Origin of the sequence: Cyanobium sp. Cruz CV13-4-11 (genome assembly GCF_024346055.1) — a bacterium.
In the GTDB taxonomy this organism is placed as follows: domain Bacteria; phylum Cyanobacteriota; class Cyanobacteriia; order PCC-6307; family Cyanobiaceae; genus Cyanobium.
On record NZ_JAGQCH010000005.1, the window covers coordinates 125,883 to 140,623 of the forward strand.

Here is a 14,741-nt window from a genome sequence, read left to right on the forward strand (position 1 = left end):
TCCTGCCCCCCGCTGCTGGACAATGGGGAGATGCAAGCGTTTCTCTCCCCCGGCAGCCTGGTGACCGTGGCTGGTGCCGTGCTCACCGTGATCGGTTCGATCGCCTACGTCACCGACAGCCCCAACATCAGCCTTGCCGGCGTGTTCTACGGCGTGCCGATCCTGCTGGGGGGTCTGGCCCTGAAGTCCTCCGAGCTGCCACCCGCTGAGCGCCTCACCCCCGCCGCCCAATTGCGTGATCTGCGTCAGTTGCCTGAGAACGAACCGCTGCGCAAACTGCTGGCCGATGTCACCCGCTGGCGTTACGGCCAGAAGGCCCACCTGGAAAGCTCCCTCGAAGCCCTCAAGCTCTGGGATGAGGACTCCCCTCCCCAGCTGCTGGCCGTCGAGGAGCTGGAGGCCGGCGGCGGCTACGGGCTACGCCTCACGATCGACTGCCAGGGGGTGCCGTTCCAGCGTTGGCAGGATCGGCAGGACCGGCTGGGCCGTTTCTTCGGTCCCGGCCTGACCGCTGACCTGCAACAGGCTGGTCCTGGCCGCCTGACCCTGAGCCTGCTGCCGGCACCCGCCACCTCCGACCCGTCCCTCGCCGCCCCCGTCCCTTGAGTCCCGATCGGCACATCAGCGCGGAAGACACCCTGCGGGTGTCCGTGCTCAGTGAGGCGCTGCCCTACATCCAGCGCTTCGCCGGCCGGCGGATCGTGATCAAATACGGCGGCGCCGCCATGGTCCGCGAAGACCTGCGCGAGGCGGTCTTCCGCGACGTGGCCCTGCTGGCCTGCGTCGGGGTCCAGCCGGTGGTGGTGCACGGAGGCGGGCCGGAGATCAACCAGTGGCTGGAGAAACTGGCGATCGAGCCCCGCTTTCAGGACGGCCTGCGGGTCACCTGCCCCGACACCATGGATGTGGTGGAAATGGTGCTGGTGGGCCGGGTCAACAAGCAGATCGTCAACGGCCTCAACGGGGTGGGGGGCCGGGCCGTGGGCCTCTCCGGCAGCGATGGTGCTCTGGTGCAGGCCCGCACGATGGGGGATGGCACCCTCGGCGTGGTGGGGGACGTGGCGCGGGTGGACCCCTCGGTGCTCTCCCCCCTGCTGGCGGCCGGCTACATCCCGGTGATCTCCAGCGTGGCTCCCAACGCCGATGGCCTGGCCCACAACATCAATGCCGACACCGTGGCCGGGGAGCTGGCCGCGGCCCTGCAGGCGGAGAAGCTGATCCTGCTCACCGACACCCCCGGCATCCTGCGGGACCGCAGCACCCCCGCCAGCCTGATCCGCGAGCTCAGCCTGTCCGAGGCCCGCCAGCTGATCGCCGACGGTGTGGTGGAAGGGGGAATGACCCCCAAGACCGAATGCTGCATCCGGGCCCTGGCCCAGGGGGTCAAGGCGGCCCACATCATCGATGGCCGGGTGCCCCATTCCCTGCTGCTGGAGGTGTTCACCAACGCCGGCATCGGCACCATGGTGGTGGGCAGTCCCGGCCTGCTGCATGCCTGAGGATCCGCTGGCCGAGGCCCGCTGGGCCCTGGACCGTGGCGAGTACGGCCAGGTGCTGCGGCTGCTCGAACCCCTCCAGGAGGAGCGATCGCCGCTCACCGGCGCCGGTGCCGAACTGCGCCTGCTGATGGCCACGGCCCTGATGGGCCAGGGCCGCACCGACCAGGCCGCCGCCTGTTGCCGCAGCCTGGTCCGCTGCCAGGACCCGAACCTGCGCGCCCAGGCCAAGGCGCTGCTGATGGTGTTGGAGGCCCCGGAGCTGCGCCGCCCCAGCAACTGGTCGCTCACCCTGCCGGATCTCACCGCCACCACGCCCCTCGAGGGGGTCGGCGGCGGCGTCAGCCGGCGCTCCCGCCGCCGCCCCGAGCCACCGCCTCCCCCGCCGGTGGGTCCCACCCAGGCCCCGGTGGGCTTCGCGGTGGTGGTGGCGGTGGTGCTCCTGCTGCTGGCCTCCCTGCTGGGCGGGTGCATGGAGGTGCGCACCGAGTTGCGCTTCGAAGGGCCCGGGCGGCTGCAGGTGAGCCACCAGCTGCGCAGCAACGCTGGCCCGGAGAGCCCCTGGCAGCGGCGGTTCGTCGCCGCGCTGGAGGGGCATGAGCCCCAGATGACCGCGCCCGGTCCCTTTCACTTGCGGGGGGGCAGTGGTGACCAGCTCCTCTCCACCCCGGTGTTGCCGGCCCGCCAGGCTCTCGGGGCCCTGACGGGCAGCCTTGAGCTGGCGGGCCAGCTCAGCGGTGTCGCCCTGGCCGCTCCGCTGGTCCGCTGGGAGGAGCGCAACTGGCTGGTGGGTGTGCGTCAGCACCTGCTGCTGGAGCTCGATCTGCAACCGCTCGAAGCGATCCCAGGACTGGATCTGGCGCTTGTCCTCACCCCGGTGCGGCCGGCGGCCGTGCGGCAGGCGATCCCCAGCAGCCCGGTTCCGGCTCCTCCGGGGAATGGCAAGGGGGGCCGCCAGCTGGTCTGGCCCCTCCAGCCTGGCCAGGTCAATGTGCTGGAGCTGCGCTGCTGGCGCTGGAGCGGCCTGGGGTTGGGGGCGACGGCGGTGGGCCTGGCCCTGCCGCTGGTGCTGGCCCTGCAGGCGATCCGGCGCCGGCTGGGCTTCGGCCTGCCGGAACTGCCGGCCTGAGACCAGCGCCGCAGGCCTGACCCCTTTCTCAGAGCTCCAGCGGGTCGGGATCGATCGTCAGGCTCACCCCCGGTGGCAGGGCCCGCCGCAGCTCGGCGTCGGGGGGCAGGGGCAGTGCCGCCGTGCCAGGGCCATGCAAGAGCAGTTGCCAGCGGCTGCGGCCCGCCACCCTGGCCACCGGGGCGGGTGCCGGTCCGATCAGCACCCAGCCGGCCCGCTCCACGGCGGGGCGGATCCTTTCGGCCAGGGCGGCGGCGGCGGTGGCGGTGCCGCTGGCGGTGGGACCGGCCAGGCGCAGCAGGCAGGCCCGACCGAAGGGCACCATGCCTCCCTGGCGCCGCAGCTCCAGCTCCTCCGCCAGGAAGGCGCCGTAGCGGCCGTCCACCAGATGCCGGATGACGGGATGGTCGGGGCTGTAGGTCTGCACCAGCACCTCCCCGGGGCGTTCGCCCCGGCCGGCCCGGCCAGCGAGCTGCAGCAGCAGCTGCAGGCTCTGCTCGGCGGCGCGCAGATCCGGCCGGTGCAGCAGGCCGTCGGCCGCCAGCACCGCCGCCAGGGTCACCGCGGGCAGGTCCATGCCCTTGGCGAGCATCTGGGTGCCCACCAGCACGTCCGCCTCGCCGGCGGCGAAGCGTTCCAGCAGGCGGCGATGGCCATCCCGGCCCCGGGTGGTGTCGCGGTCGAAGCGGATCAGCCGCAGGCCCTCCAGCTCCGTGGCGAGCTGCTCCATCACCCGCTGCGTACCGGCGCCGAAGGGTTTGAAGGCGGTGGAGCCGCAGTGGCCGCAGCGGTCGCCCATCTCCTGGCGGTGGTCGCACCAGTGGCAGCGCAGCCACTCCCGGCCCTCCTGGCCGCCGGCCCGGGGGCCGCGGTGCACGGTCAGGGCCACATCGCAGTGGGGGCAGAGCACCACCTCGCCGCAGCTGCGGCAGCTCAGGAAGGAGCGGTAGCCGCGCCGCGGCACCAGGACGACGGCCTGCTCACCCGTCTCCTTCAGCCGTTCCAGCCGGGCCATCAGGGGGCGGCTGATCAGGCGGCGGTGGCCGTCGACCAGCTCCTGGCGCATGTCCACCAGCCGCACCGGCGGCAGGGGCCGCTGGCCGATCCGCTCCGGCAGCGGCAGCAGGCGGGTGTCGCCGGGACGGCCCTGGGGACCGCTCTGGCAGCGCCACCAGGTTTCCAGGGACGGGGTGGCACTGCCGAGCACCAACCTGGCCCCCGTCTGGCTCGCCCGCAGCCGGGCTACTTCCCTGGCGTGGTAGCAGGGCATGGGGCTCTCCTGCTTGTAGGAGGCGTCGTGTTCCTCGTCGAGCACGATCAGCCCCAGGTGGCCCAGCGGCAGGAAGACGGCGGAACGGGTTCCCACCGCCAGGCAGGCCTCCCGATGGCCGGAGGCCTCAAGGCAGCGGCGCCAGGCGACGACCCGTTCGGCGTCGCCCATGCCGCTGTGATATTCGATCACCGCCGCTCCGAAACGCCGCCGGCAGCGATCCAGCAGCTGGGGGATGAGGCCGATCTCCGGCGCCAGGATCAGCACGCTGCGTCCCGCCGCCAGCTCCCAGGCGGCGGCCTGCAAGTAAACCTCGGTCTTGCCGGATCCGGTCACCCCCCACAGCAACAGGGCCTGGCCGGGTGGGGCGTCGGCGATCGCCGCCATGGCCTCGGCCTGGGCCGGGCTGGCCCGTTGGGGGGGCTCCAGGCGGGTGGGCCCATCACCGCCGCCGCCGCCAACCCTCCCAGGGCTTCGGCCGGACTCCTTCAGGAGCAGCCCCCGGCGTTCCATGGTCCCGATCAGGGAGCGCCCGAAGCCCGCCTCCTGGACCAGATCCCGCAGCAGCCGCGCCCCCCCGTGGCTGGCCAGATGGTCCAGCAGCTCCTGCTGCCGGGGGTGGCTGGCCAGAGCGCTTGTGTCGGGGTTGAGCCGCACCGTCCAGAGGATCCGCCCCTGGCCCGTTGGCGCCCGGTGGGCCTGTCCCAGCCAGCCAGGGGGAAGGGCGCTTTTCAGGGTGCGGAACAGGCCGGCGTGGCATTGCCGGGCCACCTGCTCAAGCAGGGCCTGCCAGTGGGGGTCGATGGCGGCGCTCTGCAGCACCGCCTCCACCGGCAGGAGCGGCCGGCCCTCCATGGCGGCCGGGCAGGCCATGGCCGTCGCCACCACCAGGCCCGTGTGGGGCCGCCCCTGGAGACGGACCCGCACCAGATCCCCCACGCCGATGCCCAGGGCTTCCGGGTTGGCGTAGGTGAAGGTCCGCCCCTCGCGGCCGGCCTCGAGCCAGACCTCCAGCCAGCCTGGAGGGGCTGTCAGGGGAGCGGCGGGTGAAGAGCTGGCTGGCAATCTTGCAAAGATCTCATGCCATTCCTAGGATGGAAGGGTTGGGCCGCTCGCAAGGCTGCCGTCGGAACCGCGCAGAGTTCCGTCCACAGGGAAGACCCGCTGAGGATGCAGGGATTCACTCCCTCCCCATTTCTCCGGTCTGAGACCACCCGTGACAGCCCTGCACCGGCTCCTGCCGTTCGTTCCCACCCCATTCGCGCTCCTGGAGCGATCCATCGCCGATCCCGACACAGGACCCCCGTGACGGGGGGGCTCAATCCCATGTCCTGCTGCTCTTCCCGCCCTCCCGACTTGCTTCGTGCAGGGTCCAAGGACGAGGAAGTCCGAGGATGGGATCCAGCCGCTGAGCACCGATGGATCGAGCGGGTCGACACCCGCCAGTCCGCTCCCGCCTTCTTTTCTCCCGCTCCCTCCCATTTCGCGTCGTTTCCATGAGCCCAGTCGCCGCCAAGGCCAAAGCCGCCGTTCCTGAAATCCTGGCCACCGTTACCGCCAACGGGGACGTGCTGCCCATCGAGCCAGCGGCCACTGCCGCCACGGTCAGAAAGGCCGCCTCCCGTGCCAAGACGGCTGCCGCCAAGACGGCTGCCAAACCCGCCGCCAAGGCCGCGGCGAAGGCTGCCGCCACCAATCCCGTTGTGGTCGTTCTCGACGACAGCCTGGACGGCGGCGACGACCAGGTGGAAGCCGGCGCTGACCTCCCCAAAGATGCCAAGAGCGCCAAGGCCCTGGCCAGCATCAAGGTGGGGCCGAAGGGGGTCTACACCGAGGATTCGATTCGCGTCTATCTCCAGGAGATCGGCCGCATCCGTCTGCTCCGGCCTGATGAGGAGATCGAGCTGGCCCGCAAGATTGCCGATCTGCTCGAACTGGAGGAGAAGGCGGCCGAGTTCGAAGCCGACAAGGGCCACTTCCCCGACACCAAGGAATGGGCCGGCATCTTCGACATGCCGCTGATCAAGTTCCGCCGGCGGCTGATGCTGGGTCGACGGGCCAAGGAAAAGATGGTCCAGTCGAACCTGCGGCTGGTTGTGTCGATCGCCAAGAAATACATGAACCGGGGCCTGTCCTTCCAGGATCTGATCCAGGAGGGCAGCCTCGGCCTGATTCGTGCCGCTGAGAAGTTCGACCACGAGAAGGGTTACAAGTTCTCCACCTACGCCACCTGGTGGATCCGCCAGGCGATCACCCGGGCGATCGCCGACCAGAGCCGCACCATCCGGCTCCCGGTCCATCTCTACGAGACCATCTCCCGAATCAAGAAGACCACCAAGACCCTTTCCCAGGAATTCGGCCGCAAGCCCACGGAAGAGGAGATCGCCGAAAGCATGGAGATGACGATCGAGAAGCTGCGCTTCATCGCCAAATCTGCCCAGCTGCCAATCTCCCTGGAAACGCCCATCGGCAAGGAGGAAGACTCCAGGCTCGGCGACTTCATTGAGGCCGACATCGAGAATCCCGAGCAGGACGTGGCCAAGAATCTGCTGCGGGAGGATCTGGAAGGCGTCCTGGCCACCCTCAGCCCCAGGGAGCGCGATGTGTTGCGTCTTCGCTACGGTCTGGACGATGGCCGCATGAAGACCCTGGAGGAAATTGGGCAGATCTTCGATGTGACCCGCGAACGCATCCGCCAGATTGAAGCCAAGGCGTTGCGCAAGTTGCGTCATCCCAATCGCAACGGCGTCCTCAAGGAGTACATCAAGTAGCCCCCAACGGCCCAGGGGAGCTTCCTGACTCTGCTCCCAGTGCATGAACGCTCCCCAAGCCACGGGCAACTCTCCTGATGACTGAAGCTGGCGATCTGTTGCGGCTGTCGGTGGTGCTGCCCACCTTCAACGAATGCGACAACGTTGAACCGATGGTCCACGCCCTGCTGTCGTTGCAGGATCACTTTGATCTTGAAATCCTTTTCGTCGATGATGATTCCAACGACGGAACGTCTGAAAAGGTCCGTCACCTGGCCCACCGTCATGACAGCGTCAGGCTGATTCGGAGGGTGGGTCGATTCGGGCTCTCCAGTGCCATCAAGGAGGGCATCCTGGATGCGACAGGAGATGTTGTTGTCGTCATGGACAGCGATGGCCAGCACGAACCCGCCGCGGTGGCGCAGGCCGTTTCCGCCCTGCTGGAGAGTGGCAGCGATCTGATGATCGGCAGCCGTTTCCACAAGCAGGCCAGCATCATGGGCCTGAGCGAGCAGCGCGAGCGGAACTCCACCTGGGCGAACGCGGTGGCCCGTTTCAGCCTGCCCCGCTACCGCCATCTAACCGATTACATGAGTGGCTTCTTCGCCCTGCTTCCGGAGCGATGCCTCCCCTACGTCCGGCAGGTGGATGTCAACGGCTTCAAGTTTCTTTATGAATTGCTGGCCCTTAGCCACGGCCACCTGGCCGTGGCGGAGGTGCCCCTGAGTTTTCAGCCCCGCAGTGCCGGCGAGTCCAAGCTGAATGTGGCGGTGATCTGGGATCTTGGCGTCTCGATCCTGCACACCCTGCTGTTTCGGATGGTGCCCCGGCGGGCCGTCAGCTTTGCCCTGGTGGGGGCCACCGGCATCGGCATTCATCTGCTGGTGTTTGCGCTGATGCAGCAGGTGGTCGGACTGGGCTTCGAGCAGGCCCAGGTGGCTGCGGTGGTCTGTGCGGGGTGCTCCAACTATCTGATCAACAACGTGCTGACCTTCCGCTCCCAGCAGCTCAGCGGCCTGGCTCTGGTGTTCGGTCTGGTCCGCTTTCTTCTGGTCACCTCCCTCGGCATGGCCGCCAATGTCGGGGTGTCCTCGGCCTTCTTCCGGCAGGTCTCTCCACAGCCGCTGCTGGCCCTGCTGGCCGGCATTGCCGTCGACTTCGTCTGGAAGTACGCCGCCTCCTCCCGCTTCGTCTGGAACACCCCCTAGGCAGGGTCCGCCGCGGGCGATTGCACGCGTCGGCTTCCCCGGGTCTTAACTTTCTCTTGACCTTGCCTTTGTTCAGGGATGGTTTCTGCTGCCCAAGGGGCCCAGCCGGAGCGTGCCAGCAGCCGGATTCACCGGCGGATGATCTGGGTGCTGAGCGGCCTCTGGCTGCTGTTGCTGTGCTGGCAGGCCTTCTTCCAGGGCCTGGGCAGCCTCGGTCTGATGGACAAGACCGAGGCCTTGTTCGTGGAGGTGGGCCACCAGATGCTGGAGCGGGGCGACTGGATCACCCCCTGGTGGAACGGCGAGCGCTTTTTCGATTACCCCGTCTGGGGGTACTGGATGGTGGGCCTCAGCTTCCGGCTGTTCGGGGTCAGCGAGTGGGCCGCCCGTCTGCCGGTGGCACTGGCGGCCAGCGCCGTGGTGGTGGCGGGCTTCGGCCTGATGCTGGCTTGGTCACCAGCGGGCGAAGCCGGCCGGCCCCGGGTGCTGCGGGCCGCTCTGGCCGCTGGGGTGATCGCCACGACGCCGGGCTGGATCGGCTGGGGACGCACCTCCACCACCGACATGTTCCTCTCCAGTGCCATCAGCCTGGCGTTGTTCGGATTCCTGCTGGTCCATCGCCACCGGTTCCACCCCTGGCGGGCCGCCCTCGGCCGGGCGGCCATGGCACTGTTCGCGGCGATCGCCGTGCTGGCCAAGGGCCCGGTGGGTCTGTTGTTGCCGGGCCTGGTGGTGGTGGTCTTCCTGCTGCTCACGGGCCACTGGCGATCCTGGCTGCGCTGGCGGCCGCTGCTGGCGATGGTGGCCCTGTTCCTGGGGGTGAGCGCGCCCTGGTACGCCGCGGCGGCCGTCGTCAACGGCGGTGACTTCCTGGGCGGCTTCCTCGGGTTCAGCAACCTGCAGCGGTTCACCACGGTGCTCTACGACCACCCCGGCCCTCCGTGGTTCTACCTGCCCTGGCTGGTGCTGCTGGTGCTGCCCTGGTCGCTGTTCCTGCCCCTGGCCATCGCGGCCCAGGGGTTCTGGCAGCCCCGCCGCTGGCGAGCGGGATCGGCTGGGGCCCTTTCGGGGGACGGTGGCGCCCCGGCGGAACTGGGCCTGTTCCTGCTGCTGTGGCTGGTGCTGGTGGTGGCCTTCTTCTCCGCGGCCGCCACCAAACTGCCCGGCTACATCCTGCCGTCCCTGCCGGCGGCGAGCTTGCTGGTGGCCCTGCTGTGGCGACCCCTGCCCGAGGCCTCCGCGGATCCCCAGGCCGTCGGTGGCAGGGCAGGGGTGCGAATCGCCACCGTTGTCGAGGTGCTGCTGCTCGCGGTCATGGCGGTGGCGGCGGCCCTGGCCCCGAGGTGGGCGGCGAGCGATCCGGCCTATCCGGCGTTCGGCGCGGCCCTGTCCAGCTCCGGCCTGCCCCTGATGCTGAGCCTGTGTCTGGGGCTCACGGCCCTGGCCCTGCTGGTGCTGCTCTTTCGTCCGGCGGCGAGCGATTGGTTGTGGCTGCCCAGCCTGGCCGGCTTCCTGGCGGTACTGGGCCTGGTGATCGCGCCCCTCGGCCCCCTGCTCGACCGCGAGCGTCAGCTCCCCCTGCGCCAGATGGCGCGCACGGCCCAGGGCGCCGCCCAGCCCGATGAGCCCCTGTTCATCGTCGGCACCAAGCGCTACAGCCTGCTGTTCTACGGCGAGCCGGAGGCCCTCTTCGTCTCCGATCGCCACCACATCAACCAGTTGGCGCTGCAGGGGCCTGCCGCCCTCTCGCTCACCCCGGCGAGTCGCTCGGTCCGGCTGCTGGGCGATCGCCGCGATCTCGAGGCGCTGGCCCTGCCCGCCGAGGGCATCGAACGTCTGGCCCGCTCGGGGGAACTGGCCCTCTGGCGGGTGCCCCGCCACCATCTGCTGCCGTGATCACGTTCCGTCTGCTGCCGCGGGAGAAGGTTCTTCTGCCCGCCTGCCTCGTTCTATTGGTGGGGCTGTTCGTGGCCGTGGCCCCGGGCCGGCCGCTGGCGCTGCTGGATGACGCGCTCCTGGTCTGGATCGGCGACCACCTGCATGGCTGGGTGGGGGATGGGCTGACCCAGGTGTATCGGGCCACCGGAGTGGGCTTCACCGCCGTTCTGGTGGCGATGGCGCTGACCCTCCTCGTGCTGCGCCGCTGGTGGAAGGATCTGCGCCTGCTGGTCATGGCCACCGGGGGGATCCTGATCCTGGTGGATCTGGTGTTCAAGCCCCTTTTCAGCCGGAATCGGCCCCCCGGCAGCCTGCTGCCGCTCGATGGCCACAGCTTCCCCAGTGGCCATGCCGCCGGGGCCGTGGCCTTCTACTTCGCCATGGTGGTGATCCTGGGGGCCCACCATCCCCGCTTGCGGCGGCTGCTGATGGTCGGTGCCTGTCTGCTGGTGGGTCTGGTCTGGCTCAGCACCCTCTACGTGCGCGCCCACTGGCCCACGGATCTGGTGGCGGGGGCCGCCGTTGGCCTGGCCTGGCTGACGGTGTGTCTGGCCTTCTGGCGGGAGCCCGTCGCCGCGCACCTCCAGAGTGGGACGGTTCGACCGCTGCGATCCCTTGACCACCGCCCTGCCCACCTCCGGCCTGGACGCTCTGAGGGGACTCCGATCAGCCCCTCAGCTCGACGGAGATCAGGCCCGCCAGCTGCGTGAGGAGCTCCTCCCCGTGCTGGGGGCCTGTGGCTGGTTCACGGTCGGCATCATGGCGCCCTCGTCGTCGTCGGCCGTGGCGGTCCTGCGGCAGCTCGAGGCTGCCCTTGGCTGGCCGGCCCTGCGGCCTGCGGAGGCCGGAGACGGGGAGCAGGCCGGAGCGCCCGGCCCAGTGTTCCTGAAGGGCAACCAGCGCACGGGACTGTTCCAGCTGCGCCGGGAGGACGGCCTCGGCGAGGGGGTCCTGATCACCGGCCATGGGGCCCCCGATCCGGCCGCCGAGGACACCTGGGGCCCCATGCCGCTGGATCTGTTCGCCTGATCCCATCAGCTGATCACGTTCCGTCCGCAGGCCGGGAGCAGGGACGGGCCGGTCCCTAGGCTGGGCGGCTGTTGCCTGGCAGCTGTCGCTGCCGCCCGAAGCGTCCAATGGCCAGCTCCACCCTGCGCATCGCCTCCCGCCGCAGCCAGCTGGCCATGGTCCAGACCCACTGGGTGCGGGACGAACTCTCCCGGGCCCACCCCGAGCTGACGATCGCGATCGAGGCGATGGCCACCCAAGGGGACAAGATTCTCGATGTGGCCCTGGCCAAGATCGGCGACAAGGGCCTGTTCACCAAGGAACTCGAGGCCCAGATGCTGGTCGACCGGGCCGACATCGCCGTGCACAGCCTCAAGGACCTGCCCACCAACCTGCCGGAGGGGCTGATCCTGGGCTGCATCACCGAGCGGGAGGATCCGGCCGATGCCCTGGTGGTGCATGAACGGCACAAGGAGCTCAGCCTGGCCACCCTGCCCGAGGGCAGCGTGGTGGGCACCAGCTCCCTGCGGCGCCTGGCCCAGCTGCGTCACCACTACCCCCACCTGGTCTTCAAGGACGTGCGGGGCAACGTGATCACCCGTCTGGAGAAGCTCGATGCCGGTGTCTATGACTGCCTGATCCTGGCGGCCGCCGGCCTGACCCGGCTGGGCCTGGGCGAGCGCATCCACGAACTGATCGATCCCTCGATTTCGCTCCATGCCGTGGGTCAGGGGGCCCTGGGCATCGAATGCCGCGCCGGTGACCAGGCCGTGCTGGAGACCATCGGTGTGCTGGAGCATCTGCCGACGGCCCGTCGCTGCCTGGCCGAGCGCTCCTTCCTGCGCAGCCTGGAGGGGGGCTGCCAGGTGCCCATCGGCGTCAACACCCACTTCGAGAATGACGAGCTGGTGCTGACCGGCATGGTGGCGAGCATCGACGGCCAGCGCCTGCTGCGCGACAGCTGCCGCGGCCCGGCCAGCGATCCTGAAGCGATCGGCCTGGCGCTGGCGGGAACCCTGCGGTCCCAGGGGGCCGGGGAGATCCTGGAGGAGATCTTTGCCACCGTCCGCCCCGGAAGCTGAGGCCAACGGCCACCGGGCCCCAGGGCCCGAGGCCGACCTGCGCGGCCTGCCCTTCCAATGGAACCTGCTGGCCTGGGCGGCCCTGGTCGGCACCCTGACCGGCCTGGCGGTGGTGGCCTTCCACGAACTGCTGGGCTTCATCAACAATTTTCTCTTTGGTCCCTTTGTGGAGGGCCTGCTGGTGATCGGGCGCTCCTCGCCCGCCTCCCCTGCCGACCTGCCGCCGATCGACCTGCCGCCCCTGGCGCCAAACAGTGGCACCCCCCTGCGGGCCCTGCTGCAGCTCGGACTCGATGGCATCGGCCTGCTGGCCACGGCACCGCCGCCACCACCCGAACCCACGCCCATCAGCCTGCCCACCCCTCCCGACTGGCTGGCTCTCTGGCCGGTGGTGGTGGTGCCGACCCTGGGGGGCCTGGCGGTGGGCCTGCTGCGTCACGTGGCCGGCAGCATCGGTCCGGGTCTGTCGAGCCTGATGGCGATCGCCGATGGCAGCCAGGGCGGCGAGCCGCGTCTGCCCTGGCTGCGGCTGGTGGCGGCGTCCCTCAGCCTGGGCAGTGGGGCGTCGCTCGGGCCGGAGGGCCCCAGCGTTGAGGGCGGCGGCAACATCGGCCTGTGGGTGGCCCTGAAGGGCCGCCTCTCCCCCCAGGCCCAGAAGGCCCTGGTGGGGGCCGGGGTGGCGGCGGGTCTGGCGGCCGGTTTCAAGGCGCCGATCGCCGGGGTGTTCTTCGCCTTCGAGGGCAGCTACAGCGCCATCCCCGGACGCCCCAGCCTGCGGGCGGTGCTGGTGGCGGCGGTGGCCTCCGCACTTGTCACGCAGCTGTGCCTCGGCGACACGCCGATCCTGCGCCTGCCCGCCTATGACGTGCGTTCGCCGCTGGAGCTTCCCCTCTACCTGGGGCTGGGCCTGCTGGCCAGCCTGATGTCGTGGCTGCTGATCCGGCTGCTGGCGGCGGGACGGGGTGAGCGGGTCCAGTCCGTGGTGCGGCGCCTGCCGCCCGGCCTGCCCACGGCCCTGGGCGGGGCCGCGCTCGGCGGCATGGCCCTGGTGTTCCCCCAGGTGCTGGGCGTCGGTTATGACACGATCGAGGCGCTGCTGGGCCGCGATGGCGGGATCCCGCTGCTGACCCTGGTGGCCCTGATCGGTGTGAAGCTGGTGGCGACCACCGTCAGCAACGCCACCGGCTTCGTGGGTGGGGGCTTTGCGCCCTCTCTGTTCCTGGGTGCCGTGCTGGGCAGCTGCTATGGCCAGGCCCTGGGCAGTGGTGGCCTCAACCTGCCGGTGGCCGAACCTCCGGCCTATGCCATGGTCGGCATGGCGGCGGTGCTGGCCGGTAGCGCCAGGGCGCCGCTGACCGCCTTGCTGCTGCTGTTCGAGCTCACCCGCGACATCCGCATCGTGCTGCCGCTGATGGCGGCCGCCGGCCTCAGCGCCGCCCTGGTGGAGCGTTGGCAGGGCATCCACGATCCCGGTCTGATGGGACCCGATCTTCTGGAGGAGCGACGCCGCAGCCGGCTGGCGGCCATGGCCGTGGAAGAGGCCTTCGAGCCGGAGGCGCCCCTGGTGCTGCCGGCCGCCATGACGGCCTCAGACGCCCTGGCCAGGCTGGTCGACAGTCACGGCCATTGCCTCCTGGTGGAGCAGGCCGGCCAGGCCCTGGGACTGGTGACGATCGGCGACCTGCAGCGGGGCCTCTCGTCGGAAGTAAAGCGCCAGGATGCGTTGGCTCTGGCGGATTGCATCCGCACCGAACTGGTGTGGTTGCCGATGGGGGTGAACCTTGACCGCCTCGAAGACCAGCTCAGACCCAACGGTCTGCGGCAGGTGCCCGTCTTCGCGCTGGAGGGGGGTGCTGGGGAGCATCTGCCCCATGGGTTACCTGCCGGTGGTCTTCCCGTCAGCAAGCTTCGGGGCATGGCCAGCCGCGATGGCATGGCCAGGGCCCAGGCGCGGCGATTTCAGGCCGCTTCGGAGCGGCCCTCCATCAGGGCCTCGGCGACGGGGTCAACCTGAGAAAGCAGCCCAAGAATGCGCTGGAGATCCAGTTCGGAGAGCTCACCATCGTTGCCCCATTTCAGTGACGTGCTGTTCAGCTGGTCGGTGGTGGGGTGGGAGTCGGAATCGAACATGGAAAGTGGACGGCCTGGAAGGGTGCCGCTCGGGATCGGTTTTTTGAGATTAGGTGTTTGCACCCAGACATCAAACCCTTCGAGACCAATCTCCAGAATCTCTTCGGTCGCTGACCGATGCCCTGCGATCACCCTGCTGCGTTCAGGGTTTCACCACCACCGGCGTTCCCACCTCCACCTGGTCAAACAAGGCGCGGACATGGGGGGTGAGCATCCGGACACAGCCGTTGGTGACGGCGGAGCGGGAGGTGACGGTCCAGGCCCAGGCACTCGGGGTGCCGTGGATGCCGTACTGGTTGAGGCCGCTGCGCTTGAAGCCGATCCAGCGATCCCCCAGGGGGCCATTGGCACCCTTGGTGGGGTTGATCTTGCCGCTGGCGGTGCTCTGGTACTGGGGATTAACCACCTTGGTCTCCACCAGGAAGCGTCCCTTGGGGGTGGGGGTGTCGGCATCGCCGATGGCCACCGGCCAGCTGCCGATCACCTTGCCGTTGTCACGCAGGCTGATCGTGCGCTTGCCCAGCTCCAGCACGATCTCCTTGGTGCTGGTGATCGCGGCCTTGGTCGGGGCCGGTGGTGCCGGGCTGGTGGCCGGCGCCTCAACGGCTGGAGCGATGGCCGGCGCCTCAACGACAGGCGCGATGGCCGGGGCCCCTGAGGCCATCGCAGCGCTCCCGCCGGTTGTCAGGAGCAGGGCAAGGACAAGGGAACGCGACATGGATGGAGCGGG

At 69.7% G+C, this 14,741-nt stretch carries 13 protein-coding genes; 10 read left to right on the forward strand and 3 right to left on the reverse strand.

The window, feature by feature from the left end:
- Window positions 1-30 precede the first annotated feature (30 nt).
- The 3 genes from KBZ12_RS05705 to KBZ12_RS05715 are packed head-to-tail and all read left to right on the forward strand — an operon-like array spanning window position 31 to window position 2,625.
- The gene (locus KBZ12_RS05705; protein ID WP_254956918.1) at window positions 31-606 is read left to right on the forward strand and encodes a DUF2854 domain-containing protein; all 576 of its coding nucleotides are present in this window, start codon (window positions 31-33) and stop codon (window positions 604-606) included.
- A complete protein-coding gene (gene argB, locus KBZ12_RS05710) occupies window positions 603-1,499 on the forward strand; it encodes an acetylglutamate kinase (RefSeq protein WP_254956919.1) in 897 nt (298 codons plus the stop codon). Before KBZ12_RS05705 ends, argB begins: the two co-directional genes overlap by 4 nt.
- Entirely contained in the window at window positions 1,492-2,625 is a 1,134-nt protein-coding gene (locus KBZ12_RS05715; RefSeq protein ID WP_254956921.1) for a DUF3153 domain-containing protein, read from the forward strand. The genes argB and KBZ12_RS05715 overlap by 8 nt, the downstream gene beginning before the upstream one ends.
- A gap of 28 nt (window positions 2,626-2,653) precedes the next feature.
- Here the strand turns inward: KBZ12_RS05715 and priA are convergent, their stop codons facing one another.
- Window positions 2,654-4,960, reverse strand: a complete 2,307-nt coding sequence (gene priA / locus KBZ12_RS05720) for a primosomal protein N' (protein ID WP_254956922.1) — start codon at window positions 4,958-4,960, stop codon at window positions 2,654-2,656.
- A gap of 431 nt (window positions 4,961-5,391) precedes the next feature.
- On the opposite strand from priA, the gene rpoD reads away from it, so the two are divergent.
- The 7 genes from rpoD (at window position 5,392) to KBZ12_RS05755 (ending at window position 13,895) form a co-directional block, all read left to right on the forward strand.
- Window positions 5,392-6,666 (forward strand): RNA polymerase sigma factor RpoD, encoded by a 1,275-nt coding sequence (gene rpoD, locus KBZ12_RS05725; protein WP_254956923.1) that lies wholly within the window; start codon window positions 5,392-5,394, stop codon window positions 6,664-6,666.
- A gap of 77 nt (window positions 6,667-6,743) precedes the next feature.
- Complete coding sequence (locus tag KBZ12_RS05730) at window positions 6,744-7,853, forward strand: glycosyltransferase family 2 protein (RefSeq protein WP_254956924.1); 1,110 nt, start codon at window positions 6,744-6,746, stop codon at window positions 7,851-7,853.
- Between the two features lie 78 nt (window positions 7,854-7,931).
- Window positions 7,932-9,749 (forward strand): glycosyltransferase family 39 protein, encoded by a 1,818-nt coding sequence (locus KBZ12_RS05735; RefSeq protein WP_254956925.1) that lies wholly within the window; start codon window positions 7,932-7,934, stop codon window positions 9,747-9,749.
- Window positions 9,746-10,501 (forward strand): phosphatase PAP2 family protein, encoded by a 756-nt coding sequence (locus tag KBZ12_RS18485; RefSeq protein ID WP_254956927.1) that lies wholly within the window; start codon window positions 9,746-9,748, stop codon window positions 10,499-10,501. The genes KBZ12_RS05735 and KBZ12_RS18485 overlap by 4 nt, the downstream gene beginning before the upstream one ends.
- The gene (locus KBZ12_RS05745; protein WP_254956928.1) at window positions 10,407-10,820 is read left to right on the forward strand and encodes a DUF1824 family protein; all 414 of its coding nucleotides are present in this window, start codon (window positions 10,407-10,409) and stop codon (window positions 10,818-10,820) included. The genes KBZ12_RS18485 and KBZ12_RS05745 overlap by 95 nt, the downstream gene beginning before the upstream one ends.
- A gap of 107 nt (window positions 10,821-10,927) precedes the next feature.
- A complete protein-coding gene (gene hemC, locus KBZ12_RS05750; RefSeq protein WP_254956929.1) occupies window positions 10,928-11,881 on the forward strand; it encodes a hydroxymethylbilane synthase in 954 nt (317 codons plus the stop codon).
- A complete protein-coding gene (locus tag KBZ12_RS05755; protein WP_254956930.1) occupies window positions 11,856-13,895 on the forward strand; it encodes a chloride channel protein in 2,040 nt (679 codons plus the stop codon). The genes hemC and KBZ12_RS05755 overlap by 26 nt, the downstream gene beginning before the upstream one ends.
- Here the strand turns inward: KBZ12_RS05755 and KBZ12_RS05760 are convergent.
- Together KBZ12_RS05760 and KBZ12_RS05765 are read right to left on the reverse strand one after the other, a co-directional pair.
- Window positions 13,841-14,143 carry a hypothetical protein gene (locus tag KBZ12_RS05760; RefSeq protein WP_254956931.1) on the reverse strand — a complete coding sequence of 101 codons (303 nt, stop codon included), beginning with the start codon at window positions 14,141-14,143 and terminating at the stop codon, window positions 13,841-13,843. The two genes, KBZ12_RS05755 and KBZ12_RS05760, sit on opposite strands and share 55 nt — an antisense overlap.
- Before the next feature lie 10 nt (window positions 14,144-14,153).
- Window positions 14,154-14,729, reverse strand: coding sequence for a L,D-transpeptidase (locus KBZ12_RS05765; RefSeq protein WP_254956932.1), 576 nt, complete (start codon window positions 14,727-14,729; stop codon window positions 14,154-14,156).
- Window positions 14,730-14,741 lie beyond the last annotated feature (12 nt).

What these genes read in the sequence shown, in the direction of transcription:
- hemC (WP_254956929.1), top strand. Translation starts at nt 10,928, where the DNA reads ATGGCCAGCTCCACCCTGCGCATCGCCTCCCGCCGCAGCCAGCTGGCC.
- KBZ12_RS05705 (WP_254956918.1), top strand. Translation starts at nt 31, where the DNA reads ATGCAAGCGTTTCTCTCCCCCGGCAGCCTGGTGACCGTGGCTGGTGCC.
- KBZ12_RS05735 (WP_254956925.1), top strand. Translation starts at nt 7,932, where the DNA reads ATGGTTTCTGCTGCCCAAGGGGCCCAGCCGGAGCGTGCCAGCAGCCGG.
- KBZ12_RS05715 (WP_254956921.1), top strand. Translation starts at nt 1,492, where the DNA reads ATGCCTGAGGATCCGCTGGCCGAGGCCCGCTGGGCCCTGGACCGTGGC.
- KBZ12_RS05765 (WP_254956932.1), bottom strand. Translation starts at nt 14,729, where the DNA reads ATGTCGCGTTCCCTTGTCCTTGCCCTGCTCCTGACAACCGGCGGGAGC.
- rpoD (WP_254956923.1), top strand. Translation starts at nt 5,392, where the DNA reads ATGAGCCCAGTCGCCGCCAAGGCCAAAGCCGCCGTTCCTGAAATCCTG.
- KBZ12_RS05730 (WP_254956924.1), top strand. Translation starts at nt 6,744, where the DNA reads ATGACTGAAGCTGGCGATCTGTTGCGGCTGTCGGTGGTGCTGCCCACC.